The sequence below is a fragment of the Gemmatimonadaceae bacterium genome (genome assembly GCA_036273715.1).
Classification (GTDB): Bacteria; Gemmatimonadota; Gemmatimonadetes; order Gemmatimonadales; family Gemmatimonadaceae; genus JADGGM01.
Window position 1 is genome coordinate 55,411 of record DASUHB010000031.1, and the last position, 15,238, is coordinate 70,648.

A 15,238-nucleotide genomic window follows, 5' to 3' on the forward strand; every position below is an offset into this window, starting at 1 on the left:
AGCAGCGCGCCGGCGGCAACGACGAACGCGGAGCGAATCGTCAGGCTCCTTTGGTGAATTGACGTGGCTCGGACGGCGACGACGACCGCTCGCGCAGCCGCGCGATCAGCGCCGCCTGCGGTGAAAACTCCGGCACCAGCTCCTGCAGCTTGCGCACGATGCCCCGCTCGTCGCGGGCGACGACGAGATCCCAGAGATGGCCTAACTGATGGTCGAGCGACCGCGAGGCGCCCGTCTTCACGATCCGGATTTTCTCGAAGCGTGTGGGCATCGTCTCTTCGGTTTCCGACGTCAGCTGCTCGTGCAGCTTCTCGCCCGGCCGGAGCCCCGTGTACACGATCGGGATGTCCGCATCCGGTTCCAGTCCCGAAAGCCGGATGAGGTTGCGCGCCAGGTCGACGATCTTGATCGGATGGCCCATCTCGAGCATCACGATCCGGTCGCGCGCTTCATCCAGCGCCGACGCCTGCAACACCAGCTGCACCGCCTCGGGGATGGTCATGAAGTAGCGCGTCGCTTCCGGATGCGTCACCGTCACCGGTCCGCCATCGGCGATCTGCTCGCTGAACAGCGGTACGACGCTGCCGTTGCTGCCTAACACGTTGCCGAACCGGACCGCCACAAAATGATGGGCGCGTGAATCGGCCAGCGACAGCACCAGCTGCTCGGCGAGTCGCTTCGTGGCGCCCATGATGTTCGTCGGGCTCACGGCCTTGTCCGTCGAGATCAGCACGAACGTCGCCCCGTACTGCGCGGCCGCCTCGACAATGTTGCGCGTGCCGAAGACGTTGTTCTGCACCGCATGGCAGACGTGCGCTTCCATCATCGGGACGTGCTTGAACGCCGCGGCGTGATACACGATCTCCGGACGCGCCTCACGGAACAGCCGCGCCACATCGGGGCTCTCGCAGATGTCGCAGATGGCCGGGCGCACGTCGAGCTGCGGATGCTTGCGGTGCAGCTCCTGCTCGATGAGGAACAGCGCGTTCTCCGACCGTTCGATCAACGTGAGCGACGCCGGATCGAACGTCGCGATCTGCCGCGCCAGCTCGGCGCCGATCGACCCGCCGGCGCCCGTGATCAGCACCCGCCGTCCGGCGATGGCGCCGCGCACGACCGCCGAATCGAGGTCCACCGGATCCCGGCCCAACAGGTCTTCCACCCGCACCGGCCGCACCTGGCTCATCTGCACGCGGCCCGACAGCGCGGCGATCGCCGGCAGAATCTTGAACGGCAGCCGCGTGGCCAAACAGCGATTCACGATCGCCTGAATCTGCTCCCGCGTCGCCGACGGGATCGCGATGATCAGCTCGTCGGCCGCGTTGGTCTCCAGCAGCCGGCCTAACGACTCGGTGGTGCCGAGCACCGGCACGCCGTGGATGTGAAATCCGGTCTTGCGGATGTCGTCGTCCACGAAGCCGACGGGCACGTAGCCGAGTCCGCGATTGTTGTGCATCTCGCGGAGCAGCAGCTCGCCGGCATCGCCCGCGCCGATGATCACCACGCGGCGCAGCCGCGGACCGCCGGTGGCCGGACGCCGGTTCTCGCGCAACGCGCGCAGCGCGAACCGCACACCGCCAATGAAGAAGAGCGTCAGCACCGCGTCGATGACGATCACCGAGCGCGGATACTGATACGCCTGCCCCGTGAACACCAGCAACGCCGTGAACAGCGCGCTGCTGATGGCGATCGCCTTGACGAGCGCCACCATGTCGCGCATGCCGACGTATCGCCACCACCCGCTGTAGAGCCGGAAAAAGGCGAACGAGCCTAACCGGAAGATGAGCAGCGGCCAGAGCGTCGTCACGAACAACGACCAGTACGCCCGCGGAATCATCCGGTCGAAGCGCAGCACGAACGCGAGCCAGTAGCTGGCCACCACCAGCACCAGATGCGTCGTCACCACCATCAGGCGCCGGTAGCGGAGCGCCTTCGACGCCAACCACCCCAGCACGCGCTCCGTTGCCGGCGCGCGTTGGGCGACCACCGGATCAGTGGCCATAGAAGGCGCGAACGGCTCCGATCACTTCGTCCTGCTGGGACCGCGCGAGCTCGGGATACACCGGCAGCGAGAGCACCTCGCGCGCCGCGCGCTCCGACTCGGGACACGATCCTTCTCGATAGCCGAGGTACGTGAAGCACGGCTGCAGATGGAGCGGCAGCGGGTAGTAAATCGCCGATCCGATGCCCTTGCCCTTGAGATAGGCCTGCAGCCCGTCGCGCCGATCCGCTCGCACCGTGTACTGGTTGTAGATCGACTCGTTGCCCGCGTCGATGGTCGGCGTGCGGATCTCCGGAACATCGGCGAACGCGCGATCATAGTATGCCGCGTGCTCGCGCCGCTTGCTGCTCCAGTCCGCCAGGTGCGGGAGCTTCGCCTCGAGCACCGCCGCTTGCAGCGCATCGAGGCGGCTGTTGTAGCCGACTTCGTCGTGGAAGTACTGCGTGGCGCCGCCGTGGACGCGCAAGCGCCGCAGGCGCGTCGCGATCTCGTCGTCCTGCGTGACCATCATTCCGCCATCGCCGTAGCCGCCGAGGTTCTTGGACGGGAAGAAGCTGAACGTGCCGATGGTCGCCCGCTCGCCGGCCATCACCCACGTGCCGTTGATGCGGCGGCGCGCGCCGATCGTCTGCGCCGCGTCCTCGATGAGCGGTACGTTAGGCATCGCTGCGGCCAGCTCTTCGATGCGCGACATCTGGCCGAACAGGTCCACCGGGACCACGGCTTTCGTCCGGCTGGTGACCGCCGCGGCCGCATCGGGCGTCGCGATGTTGAACGTCGATGCATCGATGTCCACGAACACCGGCGTCGCACCCACGTTGTGAATGGTGCCGGCCGTGGCGAAGAACGTGAACGGCGTCGTGATCACCTCGTCGCCGCGACCGATGTCCAGTGCGCGCAAGGCCAGCAGCAGCGCGTCGGTCCCGCTGGCGCATCCGATCGCATGCTTCGTGTGCGACAGCGCGGCAACCGCGCGCTCGAGACGCTCGACCGGTTGCCCGAGGATGAACAGCTGGTCGTCGACGACTTGCATCATGGCGCGCACGACTTCGTCCTTGATCTGCGCGTGCTGCGCCCGGAGGTCGAGCAATGGGACTGGCATGTCGGTTCAACAGGAGGTTCGAGGAGCGGGTCTGGCAGGCGTCGCGCCGAAGTCGAGACGTGCCGGCGGCGGCCCACCGCATCGTCGGACGACGTCTAACAACGTGTCGACGCCCGCTCGCGGCGTCAATCCGCCGTCACGGCGTCAGCGCGCACGAGCTCGTGCCATTCCTGCAGGGAGCGGACGCGCGGGGGGCGGAACCGCAACGAGAGAATCGCGTCGCACGCGGCGGACGCCGCCGAGAGCGTTGTGGTGTACGCCACGCGGTGCGCGACGGCGGCCTGACGCATGGAATAGTCGTCGCGCTGCGAATGTTTTCCGAGCGGCGTGTTGATCAGTAGTTGCACCTGCCGGTTGACGATGAGATCGATCCCGTGCGGCCGCCCTTCGTGCACCTTGAACACGCGCTCGGCCGGAATGCCGCGTGCGCGGAGAAATTTCGCGGTGCCGGTGGTGGCGAGCAGACGGAATCCCATTTCCTGAAAGCGGCGCGCGATCGGAATGACGTTCGCTTTGTCCGAATTGTTCACCGTGATCAGCAGCGAGCCCTCGAGCGGCAGGCCGTTGTCCGCGGCGAGCTGCGCCTTGGCAAATGCGCTGCCGAACGAATCGGAGATGCCCATCACTTCGCCGGTCGATCGCATCTCGGGGCCGAGCACCGGGTCGGACTCGCGGAATTTGCTGAACGGGAATACGGCTTCCTTCACCGACACGTACGGCGGAACGACCTCGTCCGTGAATCCCAGCGCTGACAGCGACTCCCCGAGCATCACGCGCGCGGCGAGCGAGGCGAGCGGGACGCCGATGGCCTTCGACACGAACGGAATCGTGCGACTGGCGCGCGGGTTCACCTCGAGCACGTACACCGTGCGATCCTTGATTGCGAACTGCACGTTGATCAGTCCCACGACACCGAGGGCCTTGGCTAACGCAACGGTGTGCTCGCGCATCGCGGCCAGGTCGGCCTCGCCGATGATGTACGGCGGCAGCACGCACGCCGAGTCGCCCGAATGGATGCCCGCATCCTCGATGTGCTGCATCACGCCGCCGATTACGACGCGCTCGCCGTCGCAGATCGCGTCGACGTCGACTTCGTATGCGTCCTCGAGGAACCGGTCGATGAGCACCGGCCGGTCCTCGGACGCGCGGGCGGCGCGGTCGAAGTATTCGCGCAGCGTCGCTTCGTCGTACACGATCTGCATGGCGCGTCCGCCTAACACGTACGACGGCCGGACGAGCACCGGATAGCCGATGCGGGCGGCGATGGCGACGGCCTCGCCGAGGCGCGTGGCGGTGCCGCTCTCCGGCTGGTTGACGCCCGTCGCCCGCGCGATGGCCTCGAAGCGGCGCCGGTCCTCCGCAATGTCGATCGCATCGGGTGACGTGCCGAGAATCGCGACGCCGGCCGCTTCGAGCGCCCGCGTGAGCTTGAGCGGCGTCTGGCCGCCTAACTGCACGATCACGCCCACCGGCTGTTCGCGATCCACGATCTCGAGCACGTCCTCGAACGTCAACGGTTCGAAGTACAGCTTGTCCGACGTGTCGAAATCCGTCGACACCGTCTCCGGATTCGAGTTGATCATGATCGTCTCGAATCCCCGCTCGCGCAGCGCCATCACCGCGCGCACGCAGCAGTAGTCGAACTCGACGCCCTGGCCAATGCGGTTGGGCCCGCTGCCCAGAATCACCACCGACCGGCGGCCGGTGGGCGGCGCTTCGCTCTCTTCGTCGTAGCTCGAATAGAGGTAGGGCGTGGCGGATGGGAACTCGCCGGCGCACGTGTCGACCATTTTGTAGACGGGCCGCACGCCCGCCGCCCACCGTTGGGCGCGCACGGCATGCTCGGTCTCGCCGCGCAGCGCGCCGAGCTGCCGGTCGGAGAACCCGAGCCGCTTCATCCGGCGCAGGGCCGATGCATCCACCGACGGAAGCGCCGCGTAATCACGCTCGGCCTCGATAAGCTCCATCATTTGATTGAGGAACCACGGGTCGATGCGCGAGTGCTCGGCGACTTCGGCCACGGTTAGGCCGGCGGCGAGCGCCCGCTTCACCTGGAAAATCCGCTCCGGCGTCGGCTGGCGCAGCGCGCCCCGCAGCGTGTCCAACGAATCGTCGCTCAGCCGGTCGTCCTGCAGCGTGGCGCCGATCACCCAGCCCGCCCGGCCCGTCTCCAGCGCGCGCAGTCCCTTCTGCAGCGCCTCCTTGAACGTGCGCCCGATCGCCATCGCCTCGCCCACCGACTTCATCTGCGTCGTGAGACGGGGATCGGCCGCCGCGAACTTCTCGAAGGCGAACCGCGGACACTTCACGACCACGTAGTCGAGCACCGGCTCGAACGACGCCGGCGTCGTCTTCGTGATGTCGTTCGTGATCTCGTCCAACCGATAGCCGACCGCGAGCTTGGTGCCGATGCGCGCGATCGGAAATCCCGTCGCCTTGGATGCGAGCGCCGAGGACCGCGACACGCGCGGATTCATCTCGATCACCAGCATCTCGCCGTCGGCGGGATTGACCGCGAACTGGATGTTGCAGCCGCCCGCGGCGACCCCGATTTCGCGAATCACCGCCACCGCCGCGTCGCGCATGGTCTGATACTCGCGATCGGTGAGCGTCATGGCCGGCGCCACGGTGATCGAGTCGCCCGTGTGCACGCCCATCGGATCGAGGTTTTCGATCGAGCAGACGATCACCACGTTGTCGGCGTGGTCGCGCATCACCTCGAGCTCGAACTCCTTCCAGCCGAGCACCGAGCGCTCGATCAGCACCTGCCTAACGGGAGAGAGATCGAGCCCGCGGCGCACGATCTCCTCGTACTCGTCGCGATTGAACGCCACGCCGCCGCCCGTGCCGCCTAACGTGAACGACGGCCGGATGATCGCCGGGAAATCGACCACCGGGATGAGCGCCTCCGCGTCGTCCCACGTGCGGGCGATCCCGCCGCGCGCCACGCTCAGCCCGATGCGCCGCATCGCGTTCGCGAACAGTTCGCGGTCCTCCGCCAGCTGGATCGCGCGCGCGTCGGCCCCGATCAGCTCCACGTTGTACCGCTCGAGCACCCCGCGCTCCGACAGCGCCATCGCCACGTTGAGCGCCGTCTGTCCACCCATCGTCGGCAGCAGCGCGTCCGGCCGTTCGCGCTCGATCACCTGCTCGACGATGTCCGGCGTCACCGGCTCGATGTAGGTCCGGTCCGCGATCTCGGGATCGGTCATGATCGTCGCCGGATTCGAGTTCACGAGGATTACCTCGTACCCGTCCTCGCGCAGCGCTTTCGCCGCTTGCGTTCCCGAGTAGTCGAACTCGGCGGCTTGGCCGATGATGATCGGCCCCGAGCCGATCAGCAGAATCCGGTGGAGATCAGAGCGGCGCGGCACGAATCACGTCTTCAATGATGGAGTCGAGTGAACGTCGCGGCGCCCAACCGGTGGCCGCGCGCACCTTCCTCGCGTCGCCAACCAGCATGGGCACCTCGACCGGACGGACGAGTGCGGGATCAACCTCCAATTTCGCGTCGACCTCCATGAGGGCAAGCACACGGCGCGCGACGGCGTCGACCGCGACGCCGGTTCCGCTCGCCACGTTGTAGGCTTCGCCGGCAGCGCCGCGTTCCGCGAGTGCAATGTATGCGGCAACCACGTCGTCCACGTGCAGAAAATCGCGGATTGTGGACGTGTTGCCCATGGCCAGAACGCCCGCCGGGGCAGAGCCACGCATCGCGTGCACGCGGCGGACGAGCGCCGGAATCAGGAATCGGTCGGCCTGCCCCGCTCCACTGTGGTTGAACGAGCGCGTGACTATCACGCGGACGCCTGTCGCGCGGTGCGACGCGAGCGCGACCACTTCCTGCGCGGCTTTCGACGCGGCGTACGGATTGAGCGGCCGCTGTTCGGCAGATTCGGCGAGCGGCTGTTCGCTCGCATCGTGCCGGCCGTACTGCTCGCCGCTGCCGATGAGGAGCACGACGGGATCCAGCGTTCCCGCGCGGCGACGCGCGCCGATGTCAGCCAGCAGCCGCGCCGCGGCGACGACGTTCACCTCGAGCGTGCCCGCGGGATCGCCCGTAGCGGCTGGCACGAACGCGATGCCGGCCAGATGAAACACGGTGTCCGGAATGCTGGCGTCGAGCGCGGTGGCGAGCGCGCCGGCGGCCGTCACATCGCAGTCGAGCCACCGGACGGCGTTTCGCTCGCGCGCGCCGAGTCGGCCGGCCGGCACGTCATCTCCCAGACGCGTGCCAAACACCTCCCATCCGCGAGACAGCAGCGCCTCGCAGAGCCATTGCCCAACGAAGCCGGCGGCGCCGGTCACCAGCGCGCGCACGTCAGCGCGCGCCGCGATGACGCGCCAGGTCGGCGTCCACCATCATGGCGATGAGCTCCTCGAACGACACACGGGGCCGCCAGCCTAACTGCGTGTTCGCTTTCGACGGATCGGCCACCAGCAGATCGACTTCCGCCGGCCGGAAGAAGCGCTCGTCCTGTTTCACGAAGTCGCGATAGTCCAGGTCGGCGACGCCGAAGGCGACCTCGCACAGCTGCCGCACCGAATGTGTGCGCCCCGTGCCGATCACGTAGTCCTCGGCGCGATCCTGCTGCAGCATGCGCCACATCGCATTGACGTAGTCGCCGGCGAATCCCCAATCCCGCCGCGCGTCGAGGTTGCCGAGCCGCACCTCGCGCGCCAAGCCGAGTTTGATGCGCGCCACGGCGTCGGTCACCTTGCGGGTCACGAACTCGAGACCGCGGCGCGGGCTCTCGTGATTGAACAGGATGCCGGACACGGCGAAGAGGTCGTAGCTCTCGCGGTAGTTCACGGTGATCCAGTGGCCATACACCTTGGCGACGCCGTAGGGGCTCCGCGGGTAGAACGATGTGCTCTCGCTCTGCGGCGATTCGACGACCTTGCCGAACATTTCGCTGGAGCTGGCCTGGTAGAATCGTGCGCGGGGTGCCGCTTTGCGCACCGCCTCGAGCGCGCGGGTCACGCCTAACCCGGTGAACTCGCCCGTGAGCACGGGTTGGCTCCACGACGTCTGCACGAAGCTCTGGGCGGCCAGGTTGTAGACCTCATCCGGCGTGCAGGCAGCCATCGCATCGACCAGCGAGTGCTGGTCGAGCAGGTCGGCGGACAGCAGCTCGACCTTGTCGACGAGGTGGGCGATGCGCTCGTACGGCGTGGTGGAGCTTCGCCTAACGATACCGACGACCCGGTAGCCCTTGTCCAGCAGGTGCTCGGCGAGGTAGGAGCCGTCCTGTCCCGTGATTCCGGTGATCAGCGCGGTGGGCATGCGTGCTGGGGTTGGTCGGTGATTCGTATCATCGGGAAACGCAATCGAATGCGACGAACGAAAAAAGTTCTTCCGGAATTTTCGGGAAACGCAGCGTGGAACGTCCAACGAAAGCAGACCAAGGATCGCGAGGCAGGCCCCAACGGGCAGAGCGCTCCGCTCATGAAGACGCTGACAAAGCCGGACACAACGGGCACAACGGGCACAACGGGCACAACGGGCACAGCCCGGATAAAAATCAAAGAATGTGTATTGTCCTGCCGTGTCCGTCGTGTCCGCGCCGGGTCCGCGTCTTCATGAGCGTATCACTCTCCTCGGCTGCGTCCCGCCTCACGATCCAAGAGGCGTAACCTTCCTTACACCGTACCTCCCATGTTCCCGGAAATTCCCGAAGAGCCCGAAAAAAAGGGAGCCTCACGAGAAGCTCCCTTCGACCACCGTCTCGTGCGGCCGAGCGGCGATCACGCAACCTGGCCGCGGGGAGCACGTTGAATTTTGCCTGCGTTGAGGCAGCGCGTGCAGACGCGAATCTTCGTGGGCTTGCCGTCCACGAGGATGCGCGCGACCTGGAGATTCGGCTTCCAGACGCGGCGCACTTTGTTGTTGGCGTGCGAGACGTTGTTGCCGAACGCAACCCCGCGGCCGCACACGTAGCATCCTCTCTTCGTCATGATCAACCCTCGATGAGCTCGATGCGCGCCATGTCGGCGCCATCGCCCTTGCGGTGTCCGGTCTTGAGGATCCGGGTATAGCCGCCGGCGCGCGACTTGAACTTGGGGCCGACTTCCTGGAACAGCTTGTCGGCCGTCTCGCGCTTGTGGATGTGCCGCACGGCGAGCCGGCGGTCGTGCAGCGTTCCGGACTTGGCCTTGGTGATGAGGCGTTCGACGAACGGACGCAGCTCCTTCGCCTTGGCTTCCGTAGTTTCGATCGCGCCGTGCTCGATGAGCGACGATGCGAGGTTGCGCATGAGGGCCAGCTTCTGCTCGCTCGTCCGGCGCAGCTGCCGTCCCGCTTTCCGGTGACGCATGGGTGCTTACTCCTCGTCGTCGGGCGCGGCGGCGGCGGCCCGGCTGGGGGCGGTGCCCCAATCGGTGATCCGCACGCCATCGGTCGTCTCTTCGTACCGCATCCCGAAATTCAAGCCTTGGCGCTCGAGCAGATCGGCGATCTCCTGGAGCGACTTCTTGCCGAAGTTCTTGACCTGCAGCATCTGCGACTCGGTCTGGCGAACCAGGTCGCCTAACGTGCGGATGTCGGAATTCTTGAGCGAATTCACCGACCGCACCGACAGCTCGAGCTCGTCGATCGGCGTGTGGAACAGCTGCACGAGCCGTTGGGCATCGGGCGAATGCTCGCCGGCCACCGGCACGGCGCCCTGCGTGTGCGAGCCGAAGTTGGCGAAGAACTGGAAGTGCGTCTGCGCGAGGGCGGCCGCGTAGCTTACCGCTTCTTCGGGTGTGATCGTGCCGTTGGTCTCGACCGTCAGCGTGAGCCGGTCGTAGTCGGTGCGCTGTCCGACGCGCGTTTCGGCTACCGCAAAGTTGGCGCGGCGCACCGGGTTGTAAATCGAGTCGATGCGCACGAGGTCGACGGGCAGGCCGCGATCGAGCGGATGCTGATCCGCCTCGACGTAGCCGCGTCCCTTGTCGACGTAGAGCTCGACGTTGAGCTCGCGGTCATCCTGCAGCGTGAACAGGTGGTGGTGATCGTCGATCACGCGCACGACGCCCGAGCTCTCGATGTCGGCCGACGTGACCGGGCCCGCCTCGCTCTTGCGGATGCGGAGCACGGCGCTGTCCACGTCATCGGCGAGCGACAGCGTCAGCGTTTTCAGGTTGCCGATGATCTGATGGACGTCTTCGACGACGCCCGAGATCGTTTGGTGCTCGTGCACGACGCCGTCGATGCGGAACGCCCAGACCGCCGACCCGCGCAGGGACGACAGCAGCATCCGCCGCATCGCGTTGCCTAACGTGTGGCCGAAGCCGCGCTCGAGCGGCTGCATGCGAAATTCGGCGACGTTCGGATTGTCGTCGCGCTTGGTGGCTTCCACGAGCTGCGGACGAACCAGCCCGGTGAGATCGATTGCCGTTACCATTGATGTTGTCATCCTCGTTGGTCCAACCGGGAGTCGACCCGGCGACGCCCCACCCCGCCCCTAACGCGCGGTGGGCTCGTATGGGAGTTAGGGTCCCGACCCCTGCTACTTCGAGTACAGCTCGACGATCAACTGCTCCTGCGCCGCGATCGGAATGTCGCCGCGGCCCGGGCGCTCGAGCATGCGCCCGCTGAATGTGTCCTTGTCGACCGCGATCCAGGACAGCGGCGCGCCGCGCGAGGAGTAATCGAGCGCGGAGATCACCGACACCTGCTCGCGCGACTTGCCGCGCACTGCCACTTCTTCGCCCGGCCGCACCAGGTAGCTCGGGATGTCGACCTGCTTGCCGTTCACATGGATGTGCCGGTGGCGGATCAACTGGCGCGCCGCTTTCCGGCTGGCCGCGAACCCCATGCGGTAGACCATGTTGTCCAAGCGGCTCTCGAGCGCGGCGAGGAGGTTGTGTCCCGTGACGCCCGGCAGCTTGGTGACGCGCTCGAACGTGTTGCGGAACTGGCGCTCGCTGACGCCGTAGATGCGCTTCACCTTCTGCTTCTCGCGCAGCTGCTTGGCGTATTCCGACGCCTTGCGGCGGCGAGCGGTGGCCTGTCCGTGCTGGCCCGGCGCATACGGACGGCGTTCGACGGGGCACTTCTCAGTGAAGCACTTGGTGCCCTTCAAGAACAACTTGGTTCCTTCGCGACGGCACTGGCGGCAGCTGGGTCCGGTGTAGCGCATGGCTCAGACCCTCCGGCGCTTGGGCGGACGGCAGCCGTTGTGCGGAATCGGCGTCACATCCTTGATGGAGCGGATCTGCAGGCCGGCGGCGGCGAGCGCCTGGATGGCGGATTCGCGGCCGGAGCCCGGCCCCTGCACGCGCACGTGCACGCGCTTGACCCCCATGCCTAACGCTTCCTTGGCGCACATCTCGGCGGCCACGGTCGCGGCAAACGGCGTCGACTTCTTGGAGCCCTTGAAGTTCGCCTTCCCCGACGACGCCCAGGCCACCGCATTGCCGTGCATGTCGGTGATCGTGACGATCGTGTTGTTGAAGGTCGCGTTCACGTGCGCGATGCCTTCCGCTTCCACGACGCGCTTGCTCTTCTTGCTCGTTCCGGTTTTCGCTGTGGCCATGATACCGAGACAGTGAGGTAGATCGACGCCGCGCCCGCCTCTGCGTTAGGCAGAGCGGGCGCGGCGTACGTTACTTGGTGACTTTCTTCTTGCCGGCGATCGCGCGGCGCGGCCCCTTCTTCGTGCGCGCATTCGTGTGCGTGCGCTGTCCCCGCACCGGCAGCCCGCGGCGATGCCGAATGCCCCGATACGAGCCGATGTCCATCAAGCGCTTGATGTTCATCGCCACTTCGGTGCGCAGCGCGCCCTCGACGCGATAGTCGCGCTCGATCACCTGGCGCAGCCGGTTCACGTCCGTGTCGCTCAGATCCTTGATGCGGAGATCGGCGTTCACGCCCGTCTCCGCCACGATCCTCCGCGCCACCGCGCGGCCGATGCCGAAAATGTATGTAAGGCCGATCTCGACCTTCTTCTCGCGTGGCAGGTCCACGCCGGCAATTCGTGCCATCGGTTAGCCCTGCCGCTGCTTGTGTTTTGGGCTGCGCTTGCAGATGATCCGCGTCACGCCTTTGCGCTTGACCACCTTGCAATGCTCGCAGATCGGCTTCACGCTGCTGCGTACTTTCACAGAACCACACCTCGTAAGCGGGAAAATCCAGTCAAGTCTTATAGGATAACCGACTTACGAGGGCGATGCAAGGAGCTCGGCTCGCACCCGCTCGAGCGCACCACGCGGATCCGCGTCCTCCGTCACCGTGCGTCCAACTACCACATAGGTCGCACCCGCCGACGCCGCTCCGCCCGGGGTGACGACGCGCTTCTGGTCGTGTGCGCCGCTCCCGGCGAGGCGCACCCCGGGGACGAGAATCTCCAGCGCTCTGCTGTGCCGAGCGCGCACCGCAGCGGCTTCGACGCCGCTGCAAACGATGCCTCGCACTCCCGCCGACCTCGCGAGCTCGGCGAGCCGGAGCACCTCGCCTTCGACGTCCTCGACCTCCCGGCCCCAGGCTTCGCCGAGGGCGGTCGCATCGAGCGACGTAAGCACGGTGACAGCGAACACGCCGCAGCGTTCTCCCGCGCCCTCGACGGCCGCTTCCATCATCGTCCGTCCACCGGACGCATGCACCGTGATCAGGCGCGCGCCAAGCGCTGCCGCTCGCTTAGCGGCCGAGCGAACCGTGTTCGGGATGTCGTGGTACTTGAGGTCGAGGAACACGTCGCGGTCTCGTGCGCCTCCGCCATGGCGCATCTCGCTCACCACCTGCGGCCCGGCCGCAGTGAAGAGCTCGCTCCCCACCTTCACGAAATCGCACGCCTGGCCGAGCCGCTCCACGAGCGCTGCCGCCTCGCGCGCGCCGGGCACATCCAGCGCGACGATGGCTCGTGCAGCGCTCACGACGGCCACTCGAGCGTGCCGACGAGCTCGCCCACCGACCGCACGCCGTGCGTGTCGCACCACCGCGCGAGATCGCGCACCACGCGCTCGGGAAGTCGTGGGTCGCGCAGTGCCGCGGTCCCGATACCGACCAGCGACGCCCCGGCAATGATGTACTGCAAGGCGTCGGATGCGGACGACACACCGCCCACGCCGAGCAGCGGAACGCGCACCGCCTGTCGCACTTTCCACGTGGCGAGCACGCCGACGGGCAGCAGCGGCGCGCCGCTCACGCCGCCCGACCCGAAGCCTAACGCAGGCCGCCGGCGCTCGACGTCCACCATGAGGCCCGGCATCGTGTTCACGAGCGTGATCCCGTCGGCGCCCGCATCCACTGCCACGCAGGCGCTGGCGGCGATGTCCGGCGACGCCGGGCTCAGCTTGACGAAGAGCGGACGCGCAGTGGCGGCCCGAGCGCCGCGCACCACCGCGGCCAGTGTCGCCGGGTCGGCGCCGAACTCCATGCCGCCCGCCCGCACGTTCGGGCAACTCACGTTGAGCTCGAACACATCCACGCCGGCTTCGTCGGTGAGCGCCGCGACCACGGCTGCGTAATCGTCGGTCGTGTCGCCGACGACGTTTACGATGACGCGAGCGCGACCCGCGTGCTGCGCCAGCCACGGCAGCTCGACGCGTTTCACCTCGTCGAGCCCCGGGTTAGCCAGCCCGACCGCGTTGAGCATCATGCCGTCGGGCGCTTCGGCCACCCGCGGCGCGGGCGCGCCCGCCCGCGGCCTGGGACTCACCGCCTTGGTGCCGACGCCGCCTAACGCGTCGAGCGCGATGACGCCGCGCAACTCGCGCCCGTACGCCGCGGTGCCCGGCGCGAGCACGATGGGATTCTGAAAACTGACGCCCGCCACGGTCGCGGCGAGCGCATCCGCGCGAAGCGGGCGAGCGCTCACGTTTGCGCCATCCGGCTCACGGCGTGGCCACGCCTAACCGGCGCTGATAGTGGTCGAGATATTCGACCGTCGCATCCGCGATCGCCGACGCGATCTGCCGCTGCCGCGCCGGATTGGTGATGAACCGCGCGTCGGCGGGATTGGTGCCGAACCCGATCTCGACCAGGACCGCCGGCATGTATGCCGTTACGAGCACGCGGAATCCCGCCTGCTTCACGCCCCGGCTCGGGCCGGGCTCGATCGAGCCCAGGTGTTCCTGGATCAGGTCCGCCAGCTCGCTCGACTCGCGCAGGTGCTCGTTCTGCGCCATGTCGTTCATGATGTAGCTCAGCGGATCGCCTTTCTTGGCAGACACGTCCGTCTCGAATCGCACCGACGCGTTCTCCATTTCTTCCACGCGCTTCGCGTCCTCGGTCTTCGCCTCGGCGAGAAAGTACGTCTCGAAGCCGCGCGCCGCACCGGGATCCTTCCACGCGGGATTGGCCGCGTTGACGTGGATCGACACGAAAAGATCGCCGTGATGCTCGTTCGCAATCCGGCCGCGATCGGAGAGCGCGATCAGCGTATCGGTCGTGCGCGTCATCACCACCCGAAGACCGCGCGCGCGGAGCGCGCTCGCCAATTTCTTTGCGACCTCGAGCGTGATGTTCTTTTCATAGACTTTCCAGCGCGTACCGATGGGCCCCGACATGCCATTGTCCGGACCGCCATGGCCGGCGTCGACGACCACCGTCCGATGAGCGGCGCTGGAGGGCATGCGCACGGGCGCATCGCCGCCGCGTACCGCGGGCGCTACAGCCACCTGAAAGGCCAGCAACAGCGCGGCAATCATCGGACGCGCGCCGCCCGCGCCATTTCGCGCTCGTCCTCACGCCGCCGCGCATCGTCGCGCTTGTCGTGGAGTTTCTTCCCCTTGCCCAACGCGAGCGTCACCTTCGCCTTCCCCCGCGTGAAGTGCACATCGAGCGGCACCAGCGTCAGCCCTTGCCGCTCGACCGCGCCAATGAGCTTTCGAATCTCGCGCCGATGGAGCAGCAGCTTTCGCGTGCGGCGCGGCTCGTGATTGAATTGATTGCCTTGCTCGTAGGGTGCGATGTGCGCATTGAGCAGAAACACCTCGCCGCCGGTGACGATCGCGTACGCGTCGGCGATGTTCGCCTGTCCGGCGCGCAGCGATTTGATCTCCGTACCCGTAAGCACGATACCAGCCTCCCACGTGTCGAGGAGATGATAGTCGTGCCGGGCGCGCTTGTTCCGCGCGACGGGCGCTTGCGCGTTGGTGTCGTCGGCTGTGGGCAAGGACGGGGAATCGCGGCGTTCACACACCGCCTG

Annotated in this window: 16 protein-coding genes; all 16 read right to left on the reverse strand. The window is 67.0% G+C overall.

Going from position 1 to position 15,238, the window contains the following annotated elements:
• Window positions 1-40: 40 nt before the first annotated feature.
• Window positions 41-2,002 (reverse strand): nucleoside-diphosphate sugar epimerase/dehydratase, encoded by a 1,962-nt coding sequence (locus VFW04_06300; protein ID HEX5178921.1) that lies wholly within the window; start codon window positions 2,000-2,002, stop codon window positions 41-43.
• Window positions 1,992-3,104, reverse strand: a complete 1,113-nt coding sequence (locus VFW04_06305; protein ID HEX5178922.1) for a DegT/DnrJ/EryC1/StrS family aminotransferase — start codon at window positions 3,102-3,104, stop codon at window positions 1,992-1,994. Before VFW04_06305 ends, VFW04_06300 begins: the two co-directional genes overlap by 11 nt.
• Before the next feature lie 125 nt (window positions 3,105-3,229).
• On the reverse strand, window positions 3,230-6,478 hold the full coding sequence (carB, locus tag VFW04_06310; protein HEX5178923.1) for a carbamoyl-phosphate synthase large subunit: 3,249 nt from the start codon (window positions 6,476-6,478) through the stop codon (window positions 3,230-3,232).
• Entirely contained in the window at window positions 6,462-7,424 is a 963-nt protein-coding gene (locus tag VFW04_06315; GenBank protein HEX5178924.1) for a GDP-mannose 4,6-dehydratase, read from the reverse strand. Before VFW04_06315 ends, carB begins: the two co-directional genes overlap by 17 nt.
• A gap of 1 nt (window position 7,425) precedes the next feature.
• On the reverse strand, window positions 7,426-8,391 hold the full coding sequence (locus VFW04_06320; protein ID HEX5178925.1) for a GDP-mannose 4,6-dehydratase: 966 nt from the start codon (window positions 8,389-8,391) through the stop codon (window positions 7,426-7,428).
• A gap of 461 nt (window positions 8,392-8,852) precedes the next feature.
• Entirely contained in the window at window positions 8,853-9,062 is a 210-nt protein-coding gene (gene rpmB, locus VFW04_06325) for a 50S ribosomal protein L28 (protein ID HEX5178926.1), read from the reverse strand.
• Window positions 9,063-9,064: 2 nt separating this feature from the next.
• Window positions 9,065-9,421 carry a 50S ribosomal protein L17 gene (gene rplQ, locus VFW04_06330; GenBank protein HEX5178927.1) on the reverse strand — a complete coding sequence of 119 codons (357 nt, stop codon included), beginning with the start codon at window positions 9,419-9,421 and terminating at the stop codon, window positions 9,065-9,067.
• A 6-nt stretch (window positions 9,422-9,427) separates the two neighbouring features.
• Window positions 9,428-10,504 carry a DNA-directed RNA polymerase subunit alpha gene (locus VFW04_06335; GenBank protein HEX5178928.1) on the reverse strand — a complete coding sequence of 359 codons (1,077 nt, stop codon included), beginning with the start codon at window positions 10,502-10,504 and terminating at the stop codon, window positions 9,428-9,430.
• Window positions 10,505-10,597: 93 nt separating this feature from the next.
• Window positions 10,598-11,230, reverse strand: a complete 633-nt coding sequence (gene rpsD, locus VFW04_06340; protein ID HEX5178929.1) for a 30S ribosomal protein S4 — start codon at window positions 11,228-11,230, stop codon at window positions 10,598-10,600.
• A 3-nt stretch (window positions 11,231-11,233) separates the two neighbouring features.
• On the reverse strand, window positions 11,234-11,626 hold the full coding sequence (rpsK, locus tag VFW04_06345; protein ID HEX5178930.1) for a 30S ribosomal protein S11: 393 nt from the start codon (window positions 11,624-11,626) through the stop codon (window positions 11,234-11,236).
• A gap of 70 nt (window positions 11,627-11,696) precedes the next feature.
• Window positions 11,697-12,074, reverse strand: coding sequence for a 30S ribosomal protein S13 (gene rpsM / locus VFW04_06350; GenBank protein HEX5178931.1), 378 nt, complete (start codon window positions 12,072-12,074; stop codon window positions 11,697-11,699).
• A 3-nt stretch (window positions 12,075-12,077) separates the two neighbouring features.
• Window positions 12,078-12,194, reverse strand: coding sequence for a 50S ribosomal protein L36 (gene rpmJ / locus VFW04_06355; protein HEX5178932.1), 117 nt, complete (start codon window positions 12,192-12,194; stop codon window positions 12,078-12,080).
• Window positions 12,195-12,248: 54 nt separating this feature from the next.
• Window positions 12,249-12,962 (reverse strand): orotidine-5'-phosphate decarboxylase, encoded by a 714-nt coding sequence (pyrF, locus tag VFW04_06360; protein ID HEX5178933.1) that lies wholly within the window; start codon window positions 12,960-12,962, stop codon window positions 12,249-12,251.
• The gene (locus VFW04_06365) at window positions 12,959-13,906 is read right to left on the reverse strand and encodes a dihydroorotate dehydrogenase (protein ID HEX5178934.1); all 948 of its coding nucleotides are present in this window, start codon (window positions 13,904-13,906) and stop codon (window positions 12,959-12,961) included. Before VFW04_06365 ends, pyrF begins: the two co-directional genes overlap by 4 nt.
• 16 nt (window positions 13,907-13,922) lie before the next feature.
• Window positions 13,923-14,738 carry an N-acetylmuramoyl-L-alanine amidase gene (locus VFW04_06370; protein HEX5178935.1) on the reverse strand — a complete coding sequence of 272 codons (816 nt, stop codon included), beginning with the start codon at window positions 14,736-14,738 and terminating at the stop codon, window positions 13,923-13,925.
• Complete coding sequence (gene smpB / locus VFW04_06375) at window positions 14,735-15,205, reverse strand: SsrA-binding protein SmpB (protein HEX5178936.1); 471 nt, start codon at window positions 15,203-15,205, stop codon at window positions 14,735-14,737. The genes VFW04_06370 and smpB overlap by 4 nt, the downstream gene beginning before the upstream one ends.
• Between the last annotated feature and the right edge of the window lie 33 nt (window positions 15,206-15,238).

Bases quoted from the DNA above. Each gene is read 5' to 3' on its own strand.
- VFW04_06300 (HEX5178921.1), bottom strand. From the start codon at position 2,002: ATGGCCACTGATCCGGTGGTCGCCCAACGCGCGCCGGCAACGGAGCGC.
- VFW04_06305 (HEX5178922.1), bottom strand. From the start codon at position 3,104: ATGCCAGTCCCATTGCTCGACCTCCGGGCGCAGCACGCGCAGATCAAG.
- VFW04_06320 (HEX5178925.1), bottom strand. From the start codon at position 8,391: ATGCCCACCGCGCTGATCACCGGAATCACGGGACAGGACGGCTCCTAC.
- rpmB (HEX5178926.1), bottom strand. From the start codon at position 9,062: ATGACGAAGAGAGGATGCTACGTGTGCGGCCGCGGGGTTGCGTTCGGC.
- rplQ (HEX5178927.1), bottom strand. From the start codon at position 9,421: ATGCGTCACCGGAAAGCGGGACGGCAGCTGCGCCGGACGAGCGAGCAG.
- VFW04_06335 (HEX5178928.1), bottom strand. From the start codon at position 10,504: ATGACAACATCAATGGTAACGGCAATCGATCTCACCGGGCTGGTTCGT.
- rpsD (HEX5178929.1), bottom strand. From the start codon at position 11,230: ATGCGCTACACCGGACCCAGCTGCCGCCAGTGCCGTCGCGAAGGAACC.
- rpsK (HEX5178930.1), bottom strand. From the start codon at position 11,626: ATGGCCACAGCGAAAACCGGAACGAGCAAGAAGAGCAAGCGCGTCGTG.
- rpsM (HEX5178931.1), bottom strand. From the start codon at position 12,074: ATGGCACGAATTGCCGGCGTGGACCTGCCACGCGAGAAGAAGGTCGAG.
- VFW04_06370 (HEX5178935.1), bottom strand. From the start codon at position 14,738: ATGATTGCCGCGCTGTTGCTGGCCTTTCAGGTGGCTGTAGCGCCCGCG.